Here is a 16413-nt window from a genome sequence, read left to right as displayed (position 1 = left end):
TAAGCTTAGAATAACGATTCATTATTCGGGTCATCAGCGAAAGCCCAAACTTTTTGCCAATAATCGTTATCTTCGCGAATTTGTTTGCCCGGACCAATCGGGAATAACTCGCGCAATTTCTGAACCCGCGCTTTTTCTTTGCCAAGCAATTCGTTCATTTCAGTCAATCGCGATTCCAGCTCTTGCATCGAACCGTGTTTGGCGTTGAATGCATATTCGATCTGCTCTTGCTCCGCACGCGTCGCGTCGAGATCTGCACGGGCAGTGTTCAACTCATCCACCAGAGAATCGCGGTCGGCTGTCGCTGCCGCAACTTTTTCGTTTAAACCTGCCAAATCGGCGATGGCTTTTTGAATCTGGTTTTCCGTTGATTCAACATCACGGCGGGTTGCGGTCAATTTGTTTGCCGCTTCAACTTCGCGGGCAACCAGATCCTGCAGATTCGCTTCAGTTTCTTCAACCCTATTTTGCAAGGTTTGTAATCTGGCTGATTTTTCTTCGGTTTGTGCGGTCAGCTCTTCCAATTGATCGTTCAGATGTTTTGTTTGACCGGAAAGCGTTGCGACCTGCTGTTCGAGCGTATCGCGTTCTTCTTTTTTATCCTGCAAATGCAATTCCAGATTGCTCAGTGCTGATTCTGTTTCGCGCAGTTTTTCGGCAAGTGCATCAACTATCGTTTGCGTTTCGGTTTTCCGTTCGCTCAACGATGCCAGTTCTGATTTTGTAGTTTCCAGCGATTGACGGGTTGAATACAATTCTTCGCTAATGCGGCTGGCTTCCTCGGTTTTACCGGAAACACTCGCTTCCAAAGATGACAGTTTACCGGTTGCCGTTTCATATGCTACCCGAGTTTCTGCCAGCATCTGTTCCAATTTATCGCGTTCCTCGCGAGCTGCTTCTATCCGTTGCAATAGCTTTTCATGCAGCCGTTGAGCCGTTTCAGCTTTTTCATTATATTCGGTGTATTCATTTTTGATAACCGAATGTTTTTCACTGAGCTCGGAATATTCACTTAACAAGGCATTCAGTTTCATTTGCGTATTTTGCAATTTTGCCTGCATCATCGCCGCGTTGGTTTTTATCTGCCGGTCCGTTTGCTGATTGGCAGACAACGTGGCTCTCGCTTCTTCCAGTTTCGCCTGTGTTTCTTTGTATTCGTTGTTTAACGATTGCAGACGCAATTCCATTTCTTCACTGTTTTGCAACAGTTCCTGCACACGGGTTTCCATTTCGGAAGCGTGATTTTGTGTTTCCATAAGCTGACTCTCCTTTGTCTGAACATCGGCAAGCGCCGCTGTCAGCTTCGCCTGCACATCCTGATAATTTTGATGAGTTTCTTCCAAATTCTGCTCTAAAATTTTTATTTGCGATTGTGTTTCTTCATTTGCGAGTTCAGCTTGTGAGGCGATTTGTGATTCGTATTCACTGATTTTAGCTGAGGTTTCGGCAAGCTTTTGTTCCAACTCGCTGATCTGCGTTTTTAATGTTTCGCTTTCTTTCTTTGAATCTCCAGCGGTTTCTGTAGCCGCAACAGCCGGACGCAAATGCAACAGCATTGCGCCATCTTCGCCAAATTGGATGCGTTTTGCCAACAGTTGCACCGATTGTTCGATACCTTCTGAATTTACCAGCGTTGCGGTAATCGATTCCATACGTCCATGCATCATCAAATAAATATTTTGGGATGCCGCATCGCGTTCCTCATCGGAAATCTGATTCATGAAAGAACTGCCGGACAACGCATCAGCCGATTCACCGAGTAACGATTCCGCACGGGAATTCATTTTTAACACCTGTCCGTCCAGCGCGTTAATCATCACTGCATCGGGGGAAAACTGAAGATAAGTATCCCATTTTCCCGTTGAAGAAACCGCACTTTCGGGTGTGTCGATTTCAAATGCCGCTTCGGCTTCAACTGTAAATTGAATAGCTTGGGATCCATTGTAAACAACCGGCGTTGCCTGATAAACAACATCGATATTCCGTTCATCAACAGTTTGCATTTTTAGCTGGGTTTTTGGCGCATCGTCACCGGATTTGAGCATATTAAAAATGATATCCTGAAAACGCTCCCGGTCTTCTGGCGCAATAAAATCCAGCATGTGTTTGTCCGTCAAATCCGCCGGTGATTCCGCACCCAGCATCGCCGCTCCGGCTTCGTTGATAATCGCCAAACGCCCGTTGGTGTGAATGCCCATACCGACATTGCTCAGCGACATCATTTTACGGAACCGGTTTTCTGCGAGATGCAAATCCGCATCAAGTTGTTCCAGCTTTTCGTCTTTTTCCTGAATCGCGAGTTCGAGAGAACGGGTGATTTCTTTTTGGTCATCCAGTTCCGCTGCCAGTTGCGGATTGTTTTCCGCCACTTCAACAGCCGCCTGCGCTTCGGTAATCTGGAGCAAACAGATGGCACCACTCACTTTTCCGTCGAGCAATTGCGGCGTAATGCGGAATTTTCCGCTGATATACACATCATCACTGTTGCGTAACCGCAAGGTATCCAGTCTGGTTTCCTGATTTTGCAACACATTTTGAAACGCCTTCAGCGTTATTTTGGAATCTTCCGGATGAACCAATTGCGTGAACGGCTTGCCCAACCATTCTTCACGATCCCAACCGCTGACTTGCTCAAAAGAAGGATTAATCGACACAAAATCGCCATCCACAGACAAAGTGAAAACGATTTCCGGAACAACATCCATCAAATGACGATAGGAATCCCGAATCGCCCGAAGATTGCTCAACGCTTTTTTGTATTCCGTTTCGTGTTTCAATTCCTGCGATAAATCTTCCAGCGCAACCGTAAAAAATGACTTTTTGCCGATATCTGTCCGATTAAACTCCAGTTCCAGCGCAAAAACCGAACGATCTTTTCGCAATCCTTCGACGGTCAGTCGTTCGCCAAAAGCTTTGGAAAGACCCGTTTTTTCAACCGAATCCGCAGCCAAGCGATGTTGATCGCGGTATTTTTCCGGCAACAAAACGGTAAAATCCTTTTTGATCAGATCATCTTCGGTATATCCGAACATGTCAAGCGCTTGCTCGTTGATCATGATAATTTTGCCATTTTCATCCGTCGCGATAACGCCTTCATCAACGGTATTCAGCACCAGATTTAACAATTCAACAGATTCCAGCGTTGATTCTTGCGCTGCTTCCAGATCATCCTGTGCAGATTGCAGTTCGGTATTTTTCTGATTCAGCGCTTCATTAATTTTCTGTAACTGGTTGATTTTATTGAGGAAAACATTTTTAACCTGATCCGAATTCAGGAAACCGATTTTGCTTTCATCCAACAAACTTTCCGGCAGCAATTGAACAATCACGTGGAAAGTTTCGAGCAGCCGATACGATTCCCCTAATTCGCGATAGCTGTTTTCATACAATTCATCCGCGATATCTTTACCCAATTTTTCCACCAAAAATTGATAGAATCGTTGGGAAAATCGCGTTAAAACCGGGGTCCATTCATCAAAAGTAGCCGGCTGCGAATCTGCAGCTTCAAAAGGAATTTCTTTTGCACCCGATTGAGGAATTGTGTGCACCCATTCAGAAATATTGTGAAAATAAGTTGTGTCCGAATTTTTGAAATGAACCTGTGATTTGGCAATAAATTGTTTCAACAACATTTGGCAAAGCAGAAATTCCTGTGCCGCTTTTTCTTCGAATATGGGGTTGAAATTTTCCAATTCCATCAACGGTTCGTAGCGATACTGGACGGTTTTCCGAAGTGCCAGACGCGTGAATTTTTGCATCGGATCTTCGTCACACAAATATTGTTCGAGTTTGAGATAGAGTGCCGGAAGTTCCTTTTCCTGAAACGATGGCGGCAATTCCTTGAATCGTGATACATGCGATAAAACGGAAGTGGCGCGTTTTGGTGCAGAAATCTGCCCTTCCAAAAACTCGACCATCTTTTGCATTAGTGCGATATGCATATCGTTACCATTTCCGTTAACTTCAGCATGCGACGATTCTTGCTTTCGAAACCATTGTAACATAACATTTCTCGTAATTTAAAAATTTAACACATCCGATTTTGAAGATTTTGACATGCTAAAAACTTGCACTTATTCAGCTTTTGAATAATAAATTAAAGTTGAATTCTCATTGCGAAGTGTCGCGTGTCATAATTTTAAAAAAGGCTAATTTTTATGATCATATTTTATACAAAAACATTTATAAATATCGTAAAACCAAGGAATAATCTTTAGATGTGGCAAAAATTAGTGCATAATCTGAAAATAACCCGGAATGGGTATTGAATGATTGTCGTTGGCTATCTATTTTATCTGGGTCGGATACCGGTTTTTCCTGACGATGTTGAATAATTTTTTGAATATTTTCCAAAAATAGCCGCTGTCCCTCACGGTCTTTTTGCATAAAATCACGGTGAAATTTCCGGTAATCATCGATGCTAATTTGATATCGTTCAAACAGATTCGTATAAAGCTGTTCCCTAACAGAATCAGCTTCGCTGAGCGAAGAAATAACCTGCATTTCCGCAAGCACACTATCCCAGGGCACGGTTACGGTTTCGGATTCATTGTTCGCGTAAACGAAATTGATTTGGAGAAACAAAGTTATCAGCACCACCAGAAATTGCGAAATGCGAGAAATTCCCGGATTTGCGGTTGCGTCCGGAGCCGGTAAACCGATTTCTCCAGGATATAATTTTCCGTTATCGCAACCGGTAAAAAAAGATTTTGCTTCACAGAAAAATGAATTGGATTTTCGCAAGTATGTCCCTTATCTTTTTGCTGCCCTGAATTTTTTTATTGACGCAAACAGGTTATTTTATTGAACTTTTAACTCGTGTTTCGGTTCAAATATACAAAATTTTTATTGTCCATATACAGGAGTTTTCGAATGAAGTGGTTTTATGCCGTAATTTTGTTGTTGGCGATGACAGTCGTCGGATCAGAACCCGTTTATGGATTTGGCAAAAACAAGGTCATTTACAAAGATTTTGAGTGGTATTACATTCAATCCAAACATTTCGATATTTATTTTTATGAAGGCGGTCAGGAAATTGCGGAATTTACGGCAGAAATCGCCGAATCCGCGTATGTGCAATTGCAGCGCGATTTCCGGTTCGATATTCGTGAACGAATTGTTTTTATTGTATATAATTCCCACAATGACTGGCAACAGACAAACGTGGTTATTTCATATCTCGAAGAAGGTATCGGCGGCGTTACCGAGCTATACAAAAACCGGATTGTTGTGCCGTTTGAAGGCTCATACGAACAATTCCGGCATGTGATCCATCACGAGTTGGTGCACGCTGTCATGAACGACATGCTGTATGGCGGCTCCGTTCAATCGCTGATTGTCGGGGAGGTTACGCCGGCGCCACTGTGGTTTTCGGAAGGTCTGGCTGAATTTCAGTCGCAAGGTTGGGATACGCGAATAGATATGATTGTTCGTGATGCCGTGCTGAACAATTACATGCCAAACCTGCAAGCGTTGCAATATTATCTGGTGTATCAAGGTGGCGCTTCGGTTTTCCGGTATATTGCCAGCACGTACGGACGGGATAAAATCGGCGAAATGCTCCACAAAATGCGCGGCAAAGTGGCATTCGAAAAAGTGCTTCGCTCATCTGTCGGGGTGGGTTCGGAAGAATTTACCGATCGCTGGCACCGCTATTTGCGGCGGCAATATTGGCCGGATGTTGCTGATCGCAAAGAGCCGGTGGAATTTGCCAAACGGTTGACAGACCACACACGTGTGCCGAACTACCTCAACGTAAGCCCTGCAATATCGCCGAATGGCGACAAAGTTGCTTTCATTTCCGATCGTCGCGGATCGCAGAATATCTATTTGATGTCCGCACTCGACGGACGGATTATCAGAACGCTCGTTTCCGGCGAACGCTCCAAAAGTTTCGAAGAATTAAAATTTCTGCGCCCCGGAATGAGTTTTAGCCCGGACGGAAAAAAACTGGCTTTCGCTGCAAAAAGCGGTTCGCACGATGCCATATATATTGTTGAAGTGAAAAACGGCGACATCACCAATTACGATTTGAAAGATCTCGACGGCGCATTCACAACAGCGTGGTCGCCGGATGGTGAAAAAATTGCTTTCGTCGGCAACAAAAATAATCAAAGCGATATTTACTATCTCAATTTGTCTGATCAGGAAGTTGTGCAATTAACCAACGATGTGTTTACGGATGATCAACCATCGTGGTCGCCGGACAGTAAACGATTGGCATTTGTATCTGATCGAAAAGAATTTTTGAACAACGTTCCACTGCCTGATGATTTTCAGATGACAAAACATGATTATGAAAAGCGTGACATTTATATTCTCCAATTGGCAGATCAACAAATGGAACGCGTGACAGACACACCCTGGTCAGAATCCAATCCTTTGTTCGCACCGGATGGCAAACGGATGGCATATCTTTCCGAAAGAAATGGGATTTCCAACCTCTACATCCATCATTTCGATCGCCCAACCGGATATTTCGATCCCGTTTTAATCGACTCCGGTGCCGTTTCCGATGTGAATCTCAGCCAATTGGAATCGTTGAACGATTATCCCGTAACCAATATTATTTCAGGCGTTCTGCAAATCAATTGGGATCGTAACGCCAACAAAATGGTGTTTTCATCATTTAACAAAGGCGGCTTCGATATTTATATGGTGAATAATCCTATGGAAATGTCGCCAAAAGTGCTTCGCGATACGGAATTTGTAAAGGATATGAAAAGCGAAAAACTGCCGGTTTACGCCCGCAATTGGCAATCGGATAAAAAAACGCCGCAGTCAATCACCAAAGGTGACCAGTCGTCGCCAATCAGTTACAGCAATTATGTCTTTACCCGATACAAAATGGATAAAGCAAAAGAGGAAGAAGAAAAGATAGTTGAACTGGATACAACAACCTATCTCAACGCCGAAGGCGATTTTAAAGTGCGGAAATACAAGCTCAAGTTTTCGCCGGATGTTGTAACCGGTGCAGCGGGCTACAACACCTTTTTCGGCTTCTCCGGATACACCACTTTTGCATTCAGCGACCTGTTGGGCGATCACAAAATCTTTCTGAATGTTAACCTCGTATCCGACTTAAAAAACAGCGACTTAAGTATATTTTATCTAAACCTGAAAAAACGCATCAGCCTCGGATTTGGCGGGTACCATCTCGCATGGGTTTTCAGCAATGGCTTCCAGTTGCAACGCTACCGAAACTACGGATTGAATGTGCTGGCATCTTACCCGTTCAGCAAATTCAGCCGGTTGGAAGGCAGCCTAAACTGGTATAATATTTTGCTGGAAAACCTGTCGTTATCATCTGCGGAGGATGAACGGGTCAGCACAATTTTGCCAACAATTTCGTATGTCCACGATTCAGTTTTATGGGGATACACCGGTCCAATTGATGGCAGCCGGTATGCGTTATCGCTTCTCGCCAGTCCAAAATATGAAACCAACAGCCGGGATTTTCGCACGGTTTCGGCAGACTATCGCAAATATTTTATGCTCAATCGCGAATATAGCATGGCATTCCGGATGAGCGGTGCAGCCAGTTTTGGCGATAACCCGCAACGATTTTTCCTCGGCGGAATCGATAACTGGATCAATTACAAAACCAAAAACGGCGGATTCCGCACCAATTCCATTGGCGATATTTTCTTTAGTGAATTTGTAACGCCGCTGCGTGGCGCCAGATATTACGAAGCGGAAGGCAGCCGCTATTTGTTGGCAAATATGGAATTCCGGTTCCCGCTGATCCAGTTTTTGGGATTGGGATTCCCCCCGATTCGCCTGTTTAATATTCGCGGCGTGATGTTTTATGATATCGGCACCGCGTATTTTCCCGGTAAAAACTGGTACAGCAACGATAAATGGCGCGCCACCGAAGTTGGAGAGGACGGCAAACGCCGCTTTAAAGATCTCGTGAGCGGCTACGGCGTTGGCGCACGAGTGTATTTCCTCTACTTTTTGATGCGCATCGACGTCGCGTGGAATTACGATTTGGAAGGCTCCAGCAAACCAATGTGGTATATTTCACTCGGTGGCGATTTATAATAAATGATCGAACATCAACCGCTTTTTTTAACGCCCGGCACCATCTGTCGGGCGTTTTTGTTTTAAAACGACACTTTTTTGATTTTTTCAACATCTATTGTTAATATCTTTCGTAAGCTCATTTCGAGACGAGTTTTCTGAGACAAAACCACAGATAGATGTTGAGGCAAAAATTGCAAAGGGCAAAACCCGGATGGAAAATAGAAAAAGTGCTACGGAAAAGTTTATCGGATTATTCACAGAAATCAATCGCGGCGAAGGCGTTACAGCGCTATTGATGACACTAAATATCTTCCTGATTTTAACCGCGTATCTCATCGCGAAAGTTGTACGCGAACCGCTGATCCTCACCGGTGGCGGTGCGGAAATCAAAAGCTATTCATCAGCGCTGCAAGTGGTTATTTTGATGGGCGCACTGCGATTTTACAGTTGGCTCGCCGGAAAATATCCCCGAAAACAGCTCATCAATTATGTGACACTGTTTTTTGTATCCAATTTGATCCTGTTTTACGGATTGATTTTGATCGGCATTCCATCAGGTGTTGCGTTTTTTCTGTGGGTCGGGATTTTCAGCCTGACGATTATCGCCCAATTTTGGTCGTTCGCGAACGATGTATACACGCCGGATGAAGGCAATCGCTTATTTGTGATCATCGGATTTGGCGCTTCGGCGGGCGGTGTCATCGGACCAAAAATTGCCGGAATGTTAATCGACTTTGTCGATGTTTACGAAATGCTGCTTATTTCCGCCGGGATTTTGCTGACCAGTCTGTTGATCACCAATTATCTTTTTCGCCGTGAAAATGAGCGGTTATCAACAAAAAAATCTGCTCAGTCAATCGACGAATCCGAACCGGAATTTTCCAAAGATGGGGCGTTTCGGGTCGTTTATCAAAATAAGTACTTGTTGCTCATTGCCCTGTTAATGCTGTTCACCAATTGGGTAAATACGACCGGCGAATACATCATCGGGCGGGCAGTGTCCGACGAAGCTGCGCGACTCGCTGCCAGCAGTCCTGCAGGGGATTTTTCGGAGAATACATTTATCGCACGGTTTTACGCTGATTATTATTTTATCGTTGGGGTGGTTGGTTTGATTATGCAACTTTTCATCGTTTCGCGAATACTGAAATATTTGGGCGTTCGCTTTGCGATCATGACTTTACCGGTGATCGCTTTTGGCGGATACTTCCTTATTGCGTTATTTCCGACGATGTTGAATTTACTGCGTTGGGCAAAAACAGCCGAAAACGCCACCGATTATTCACTCAATAACACGGTGCGACACATCCTCTTTTTACCGACAACCCGCGAGGAGAAATACAAAGCCAAAGTGGCCATCGATTCGTTTTTCGTGCGCGCCGGCGATGTGCTTTCTGCAGCAATCGTTTTTGTTGGCGTTACCTGGCTGTCGTTTTCCATCACCGGATTTGCAATTTTCAACATGTCGCTTGTGGGAATTTGGCTCTTGCTGGCATTCCTCATCGGCAGAAAAAACCGGGAATTGGTAGACGCGGTTGAGACAGAAAAATCGACGGTTGCCGTATGATCCGGGTAAAAATTGGTGCATCGGCAAATTCAAAAGCCATTGGCTTTTCGCACGCAAATTCGATAAGTTTGGCTGCTATGAAAAATCGACTCGCCAAACATTCATCCCACCTCCCGATTTTTTTGATGTTGATGAGTTTTTTACTGCATGCCCAGACTGCAAACAAACCAGTTTGGCAGATGCAAAATTCCGGATTATCCACCTCGTTGCGGGGCATCGATGCGGCATCTGACTTCACTCGTCTGGATCAGCGGCTCCATGGGAAAATACGCAATTACGAATGATGGCGGTGAAAACTGGGTTCCCGGAAACGTGCCCGGCGCTGATTCGCTGGACTTTCGCGATGTTCAGGTTTTCGACAAAAACAACGCCCTGCTTTTAGCCTGCGGTCCGGGCGAAAATCCCGAATTTACCAAACCACAGATGGCGGAAAAAACTGGCAGCGCCGGTTTACCAATCCGCATAAAAACGGTTTTTTTTGTGCAATGGCATTTTGGGATGCACAAAACGGCATCGCCTTTAGCGATCCGGTTGCCGGAAAATTGCTGCTGATCCGCACCGCAGACGGCGGAAAAAACTGGCGTGAATTTGCACCGGATGAACTACCGGCCACCATCGAAGGCGAATACGCCTTTGCTGCCAGCGGCACTTGTGTTTCGGTTTTCGGTGAAAATAATGTCTGGATTGCGACAGGCGGAACGGCTGCACGAGTGTTCACTTCCGCAAATCGCGGGCAAAGCTGGCAGGTTTTCGATACAAAAATGCGCAGCGGCTCTCCATCGCAGGGCATTTTTTCGCTGGCATTCCGGGATGCATTAAACGGCGTTGCTGTCGGCGGCGATTATCAACAACCGGAGCAACCCGAAAATACCGTTTTACGCACAACCGATGGTGGAAAAAGCTGGAAATCACCGGCTGGCGCGCAGCAAACCGGCGATCGGTCCTGCGTTCGATATTTGCAAAATGGCGAGCAAAAACTCCTGATCGCAGTCGGTCGAACCGGATGCAGTTTTTCATCAGATGACGGTTTGAATTGGCAAATGATCAGCGAAACCGGATTTTACACACTCGATGTATTTGGCAACAAAGCATGGGCCGCCGGCGCAGACGGACGCGTTGCCACATTAAACCTGACGACTTTAACCGATTGATTTTATTGCGGATAGCTTTTCTCAAATGGAACTGATTTTAATTGTTGTTGCGATCCTTTTTGTTGCCTCCCTCACCCGTTCCACGTTCGGTTTTGGCGATGCGCTTGTAGCAATGCCGCTTCTCGCGTTACTCATCGGCGTAAAATCCGCGACGCCGCTGGTTGCGCTCATCGGGTTGAGCAATGCCATTTTGATTCTCGTTGATAGCTGGAGTAAGCTCGATTTTAAAGCGGCATCCAAACTGCTCATCGGCGGCATTTTTGGCATCCCGATCGGCATGTATGCACTGATTTATGCGCCGGAATCGATTATCAAAGGGATTTTGGGGTTACTGCTGATCGGATTTTCTGTTTACAATCTCGCCAAACCGCGTCTCTCCCCTATCCAAAATGATCGCTGGGCATACCCGTTCGGCTTTTTTGCAGGAATGCTCGGTGGTGCGTACAACACCAACGGCCCGCTGGCGGTGGTTTACGGCACTTTGCGACGTTGGCCACCGGCAAATTTCAGGGCAACTATGCAAGGATTTTTGCTGCCGGCAAATTTTTTAATCACTATCGGGCACGGTTTAAACGGATTGTGGACATTGCAACTCGGTAAATTTTACCTGTTTTCGCTGCCGGCGGTTTTTGCGGCATCGTATGTTGGCAGCCTGCTCAATCGCAAATTTGAAGCGGAGCGATTCACCCGGACGCTGTTTATCATCCTATTTTTTTTGGGCTTACTGATGTTCTTTTAATCGCCGTTTTTTTACCTGCCGCAACTCATTCCGCAAAAAAGTATCACTATGGCATTTTCCCGCCGCGTGCCGCAACAAATAGCGAATACCATTCTTCACGGGTCAATAGCGACGCATCTGCCATTGCGGATGCCCGGATGCGCTCCGGTTTGATTGTTCCGATAATCGGCTGAATGTTTGCCGGATGGCGCAATAACCATGATAACACAATTGCTTCGCGACTGGTTTGTTTGGCTTCCGCTAATTGCTGAACCAGCGCGGTTGTTGCCTTCAAATGTGGCTCGTTTACTTCCGAACTGTCGCGAAGAATGGCGCCTTGCGCAACCGGTGACCATGCCTGAATAAACATTTTGTGCAACCGGCAATAATCCAGTGTCCCATCTGTAAACCTTGCATTGGCATTGTTTTTGTTGAAAACTACTCCTTCATTGATGAGATGCGAATGCAATAAATTCAACTCAACCTGGTTGACAATCAGCGGTTGATCGATGTAACTTTGCAGCAACGCAATTTGCCCGGCAGTGAAATTGCTCACACCAAAATGGCGCACCTTCCCCGATGAACGGAGAGCAAAAAAGGCTTTTGCGACTTCCTCCGGTTCCATCAGCGGATCCGGGCGGTGCAGCAATAAAATATCCAGATTGTCCACTTTCAGCCGGTCGAGAATATTTTCCACGCTGGTTACGATGTGCTCAAAACTGAAATCATATCGCCCCGGCAATCCTTTTTCCGGATCATCCGGGAAACGAATGCCGCATTTGGACTGCAAAATAATATCATCGCGAAGATTGGGATGAATCTGCCAGATTTCCGAAAAAATCTGCTCGGATTTACCAAAAACATAAATATCCGCATGATCAAAAAAATTGATGCCGCACTCATACGCGATTTCGATGGCGGCAATTGCCCGCGACCGTTCCTCTGCAGAATACGGTTGGCGATGCCATTGCCCGCCCAAATTCATACAGCCAAATCCGATATGCGACGCGACCAGATCTGTGTTGGGGATGTTAAATTTTTGCATATTTCGACCCGAATTTGTTGGTGAATAATATTTGATAATCAAACATAAATCTTCAATAAATTAAAATCCAGTAAAAGAAATTACCGGTTGACCGGGCAAAAAAACCGGCGAAAATGGGTTGATTTCCACCGGCTGATGTTGTTTACGAAGGCAGGGCTTCCCGCGATTGGTGGGTGTAAAGCCTGTAATACTGTCCTTTTTGCGCAACCAATTCCTGATGGCTGCCGGCTTCGATAATTTCGCCGGCGCGGATGACCAGAATACGGTCGCAGTTGCGGATGGTGGACAACCGGTGCGCGATGATGATCGATGTTCGCCCGCTGATGAGCTGTTCAATCCCTTTCTGGATTTTGGCTTCGGCGAGCGTATCAACGGATGACGTCGCTTCGTCCATTATCAAAATTTTGGGATTTTTCACGATCACCCGCGCGAATGAAATGAGCTGTTTTTCGCCGCTGGAGAGGTTGCCGCCGCTTTCGCCAACCTGTTCGTTCAAACGCGGAATCAGATCGTCCGCACCGATAATCCGCAGCGTTTCCGCCACACGCGCTTCGGTTGCGTCGAAATCGCCGTAACGAATGTTATCGAGAATCGTGCCGGAAAAAACGTGCGGCGTTTGCAAAATGATGCCCATTTGGCGGCGCAAACTGTGCAACGTTCGCCGGCGATAATCCACACCATCGATCAAAACTGCGCCGCCGCGCGGTTGATAAAACCGTGCGATCAGGCTGGCGATGGTCGATTTCCCTTCGCCGGTTGGTCCAACCAAAGCGATTGATTCGCCGGGACGGATGTGTAAGTTGAAATTTTTCAACACTTTCTGGTCGGCGACGTAATGAAAATCGACGTTTAAAAATTGAACCTCGCCGGTGATGTCGTCAAAATCGGGCATGCCCGGCTCATCCGCCATTTCGACCGGTTCGCGCAGCAGCGAAAACACCCGCTCGCCCGCCGAAACCGCACCCTGCGCCGACGCATAAAAATTGGTCAATTCGTGAATCGGTCCGTAAACCAGCGTCGCGTAACTGATGAACGCTGCCAGCATTCCGATGGTCAAGCCGTTATCGGTGAGCACAGATTGTCCGCCGAAAAAGATGATCAATCCCGCGACCGACGCACCGATGATCATCACCAACGGTGCCAGCATCGCCGAAAAAAACGCCGCACGATACGATGCCCGGCGCATTTTCTGGCTTTTTTCGCTGTAGCCGAGGGCTGCGTTATCTTCCTGCGCGCTCACTTTGTTTACTTCGATGCCGTGAACGTGCTCGTTAAAATAGGCGGTCATCTCGCTGTTGATTCGCCGCGCTTCCCGCGAATACGCCAAAATTTTGCGGCGCATGTGAACCGAAAGCAACGCCAGCACCGGCATGCTGAACAGCACGATCAGCATCAACTTCCAGTTGTAAAACGCCATGATCCCGAAACAGGAAAGGATCGTAAAAACGCCCCACACCAAATCCAGCGTTCCCCACGAAATTACTTCGGTTACACGATCGGTATCGGAGGTGATCCGCGAGATCAGCCAGCCGATTGCCGAACGATCGTAATAGGAAAACGAGAGCTTTTGCAGCTTCTCGAACATCTCTTTTCTGAGATCGTAAATAACCGTATGGCGTATTTTACCGGCATACCAGATAAACACAAAAACGCCGGTAACCTGGGCAATCAGAAATGCGAGATAGGTGTAACCGAAGCTATAAAGTTTGCTGTAATCGGTTTGCAACTCGCCCGTTTTTTGAAAAGTTTCTACCGCCGGCGTGATCGCTTCGTCCAGATATAGCGACCAAATGTATGGAAAAAACGCATCCACTAATGCAACTACAATCGCCATTCCCGCCAGCGGAAAAAACCAGCGTTTGTAGCGAAAACTGTAGCTAAAAATCTGCCGGAGAAAGGGGCCGAGTGCCCCACCGCCCTCAAATTTTTTGTCTGTCAATTGTTGACTCATAAACTATCACACCTTTCAAATCGAAATTTTTTGAGCATTTCCGGCATTTGCATACCGGAAATGCACGGTTTATTTTCTGTCGTTTCGGCTCAATTGGGTAACACCGCAATGTTTTGCTGAATTTCCGCTTCGAGCGCATTTTGGATGAGATGGATATCGCGAAAATACCCGGGAATATTGGCCAATTCATCCGGTTTTCCTTCCTGCACAATGCGCCCCTGATGGATCACCAGCACCCGGTCTGCCTGCTGAATAGTGGTCACCCGATGCGAAATGATGATCGTGGTTTTGCGCATTTGCTCCTTTTGCAACGCCTCGAAAATCGCCTGCTCCGTTTCAGTATCCACCGCGGAAGTGACATCGTCCAGCACCAGAATATCCGGCTCTGTGAGCAGCGTTCGCGCGAGTGCGACCCGCTGTTTTTGTCCGCCGGAAAGCGTCACGCCTTTTTCACCGACCATCGTTTCGTATCCGTCCGGCAGTACAGATTCCAGTTGATCCGCTTTTGCCAGCTGAGCCGAAGCCCAAATTTTGGCTTTCGGCGCAAGCGGATCTGCGTAGGCGATGTTGTGTTTTACCGTCGTCGAAAAAAGGAACGGCGATTGCAGCACAAACCCGATTCGCTGACGCAGATATCGCGGCGAGTAATATTCCACCGGATGCCCGTCGATACACACCTGCCCGGAATCGGGATCGTACAAGCCAACTAACAGTTTGATAATAGTAGACTTACCCGAACCGGTTGCACCAACCAGCGCCACTTTTTCGCCCGGCTGGATGCTGAAGGATATGCGTTTCAGAATATTTTCCCGGGCATTTTTATCGAAGCGAAATGAGACATCGCGGAACTCGATCGCACCGCGCAGTTTCTCATCTCTGGCGAAACCGTCCTGCCGCTCCAGCGGAGAATCGAGCACTTCGTGAATTCGCCCGATCGCTACGGTTGCCACTCCGATTTTCGATAAAATTTTGCCAAACTGACGCATCGGAAACGACAGCATGGTGGCGTATGCGTAAAAACTGAGCATTTCGCCAACAGTAATTTGGCCGTTTATCGCCAAATATCCGCCCGCCAAAACGGTTATCGTTATTTGGCAGCCAACCACAAAATCGGACGCCGGCCAAAAAAATGTGTGCAGTTTCAGGTGCTGCAAATCTGCGGAAAGCTTGCTTTGGTTGCGCTCCGCAAATTTCGCAATTTCGTGATTTTCATTGGCAAATGCCTGCACGGTTCGAATCCCGTTCAAATTTTCCTGTACCACAGTATCCAGTTTGTCCGCTTCATCCTGCACCATTTCCCAGTTTTTGCGTTCTTTTTTAAAAAAAACGTAGCTGCTGACGATCAGGATGGGCGCCAACGCAGTGCTCATCAGCGCATATTCGAGATTGATCGATGCCATCATCGCAAATGAAAACCCGAACAGCGCAATCGTGCGCATCACTTCCACGATGTGGCTGTGGATAAATCCGCGCACTGTTTGGATATCGCCGGTGCTGCGCTGGAGCAAATCGCCTTTTGGCATCGTGGTAAAGTAGGCCATCGGTAATTTTTGAACGTGTGAAAACAACCGGTCGCGTAAATGTTTGATGGCTTTTTCTGTGCTGTCGGCCATCATCAGTTGCGCGATGTAGCTAAATCCGCCCCGAAAAACCGCCAGCAGCAACAGCACAGCGCCCATCATCATCAAAATTACCGGTAAATTTTCCCGTTCGAGCGCCGGCAGCAATTGTTCAAAAATGCGCATCACCGCATCTTTTTGGGCGATAGCAACCGCAGATTCACCGTTTTGGAAATGAGCGATCACATAATCCACCGTAACCTGAATGATGCGCGGTTCGATGCTTTGCAGCGCAATTGCCAAAATCATCAGCAAACCCGCGCTGAAATAACGCCATTTCCAGCGATCCAATACCGCGAAAAGTCGTCGTAAATTCTTAGTCATAATCCACCTCGTA

11 protein-coding genes are annotated in these 16413 nt (G+C 46.7%); 6 read left to right on the top strand and 5 right to left on the bottom strand.

The features are described from left to right. Positions 1-5: 5 nt before the first annotated feature. Together H6629_21295 and H6629_21290 are read right to left on the bottom strand one after the other, a co-directional pair. The gene (locus H6629_21295; GenBank protein MCB9070320.1) at positions 6-3941 is read right to left on the bottom strand and encodes a PAS domain S-box protein; all 3936 of its coding nucleotides are present in this window, start codon (positions 3939-3941) and stop codon (positions 6-8) included. A 241-nt stretch (positions 3942-4182) separates the two neighbouring features. Beyond that, a complete protein-coding gene (locus tag H6629_21290; GenBank protein MCB9070319.1) occupies positions 4183-4530 on the bottom strand; it encodes a hypothetical protein in 348 nt (115 codons plus the stop codon). Between the two features lie 82 nt (positions 4531-4612). On the opposite strand from H6629_21290, the gene H6629_21285 reads away from it, so the two are divergent. The 6 genes from H6629_21285 (at position 4613) to H6629_21260 (ending at position 11482) form a co-directional block, all read left to right on the top strand. Continuing rightward, positions 4613-4807 (top strand): hypothetical protein, encoded by a 195-nt coding sequence (locus H6629_21285; protein MCB9070318.1) that lies wholly within the window; start codon positions 4613-4615, stop codon positions 4805-4807. Positions 4808-4872: 65 nt separating this feature from the next. After that, positions 4873-8043, top strand: a complete 3171-nt coding sequence (locus H6629_21280; protein MCB9070317.1) for a PD40 domain-containing protein — start codon at positions 4873-4875, stop codon at positions 8041-8043. Positions 8044-8236: 193 nt separating this feature from the next. After that, a complete protein-coding gene (locus H6629_21275) occupies positions 8237-9592 on the top strand; it encodes a translocase (GenBank protein MCB9070316.1) in 1356 nt (451 codons plus the stop codon). A gap of 219 nt (positions 9593-9811) precedes the next feature. Next, a complete protein-coding gene (locus tag H6629_21270; GenBank protein MCB9070315.1) occupies positions 9812-10144 on the top strand; it encodes a hypothetical protein in 333 nt (110 codons plus the stop codon). Then, positions 10078-10743 (top strand): hypothetical protein, encoded by a 666-nt coding sequence (locus tag H6629_21265; GenBank protein ID MCB9070314.1) that lies wholly within the window; start codon positions 10078-10080, stop codon positions 10741-10743. Before H6629_21270 ends, H6629_21265 begins: the two co-directional genes overlap by 67 nt. A 25-nt stretch (positions 10744-10768) precedes the next feature. Continuing rightward, a complete protein-coding gene (locus H6629_21260) occupies positions 10769-11482 on the top strand; it encodes a sulfite exporter TauE/SafE family protein (protein ID MCB9070313.1) in 714 nt (237 codons plus the stop codon). Positions 11483-11528: 46 nt separating this feature from the next. Here H6629_21260 and H6629_21255 read toward each other — a convergent pair whose 3' ends face one another. The 3 genes from H6629_21255 to H6629_21245 all read right to left on the bottom strand — a co-directional run bounded on the left by H6629_21255 (position 11529) and on the right by H6629_21245 (position 16400). After that, positions 11529-12506 carry an aldo/keto reductase gene (locus H6629_21255; GenBank protein ID MCB9070312.1) on the bottom strand — a complete coding sequence of 326 codons (978 nt, stop codon included), beginning with the start codon at positions 12504-12506 and terminating at the stop codon, positions 11529-11531. A 142-nt stretch (positions 12507-12648) separates the two neighbouring features. Next, positions 12649-14457 carry an ABC transporter ATP-binding protein gene (locus H6629_21250; GenBank protein MCB9070311.1) on the bottom strand — a complete coding sequence of 603 codons (1809 nt, stop codon included), beginning with the start codon at positions 14455-14457 and terminating at the stop codon, positions 12649-12651. Between the two features lie 89 nt (positions 14458-14546). Next, positions 14547-16400 carry an ABC transporter ATP-binding protein gene (locus tag H6629_21245; protein ID MCB9070310.1) on the bottom strand — a complete coding sequence of 618 codons (1854 nt, stop codon included), beginning with the start codon at positions 16398-16400 and terminating at the stop codon, positions 14547-14549. Positions 16401-16413: the final 13 nt, after the last annotated feature.

This window comes from Calditrichia bacterium (assembly GCA_020634975.1).
GTDB lineage: Bacteria > Calditrichota > Calditrichia > RBG-13-44-9 > J075 > JACKAQ01.
This window is presented reverse-complemented; position numbering and strand designations above follow the sequence as displayed.

Excerpts from the sequence above, each read along its gene's own strand:
- H6629_21295 (MCB9070320.1), bottom strand. The coding sequence starts at position 3,941 with ATGCATATCGCACTAATGCAAAAGATGGTCGAGTTTTTGGAAGGGCAG.
- H6629_21285 (MCB9070318.1), top strand. The coding sequence starts at position 4,613 with ATGCGAGAAATTCCCGGATTTGCGGTTGCGTCCGGAGCCGGTAAACCG.
- H6629_21280 (MCB9070317.1), top strand. The coding sequence starts at position 4,873 with ATGAAGTGGTTTTATGCCGTAATTTTGTTGTTGGCGATGACAGTCGTC.
- H6629_21275 (MCB9070316.1), top strand. The coding sequence starts at position 8,237 with ATGGAAAATAGAAAAAGTGCTACGGAAAAGTTTATCGGATTATTCACA.
- H6629_21270 (MCB9070315.1), top strand. The coding sequence starts at position 9,812 with ATGCGGCATCTGACTTCACTCGTCTGGATCAGCGGCTCCATGGGAAAA.
- H6629_21265 (MCB9070314.1), top strand. The coding sequence starts at position 10,078 with ATGGCATTTTGGGATGCACAAAACGGCATCGCCTTTAGCGATCCGGTT.
- H6629_21260 (MCB9070313.1), top strand. The coding sequence starts at position 10,769 with ATGGAACTGATTTTAATTGTTGTTGCGATCCTTTTTGTTGCCTCCCTC.
- H6629_21255 (MCB9070312.1), bottom strand. The coding sequence starts at position 12,506 with ATGCAAAAATTTAACATCCCCAACACAGATCTGGTCGCGTCGCATATC.
- H6629_21250 (MCB9070311.1), bottom strand. The coding sequence starts at position 14,457 with ATGAGTCAACAATTGACAGACAAAAAATTTGAGGGCGGTGGGGCACTC.
- H6629_21245 (MCB9070310.1), bottom strand. The coding sequence starts at position 16,400 with ATGACTAAGAATTTACGACGACTTTTCGCGGTATTGGATCGCTGGAAA.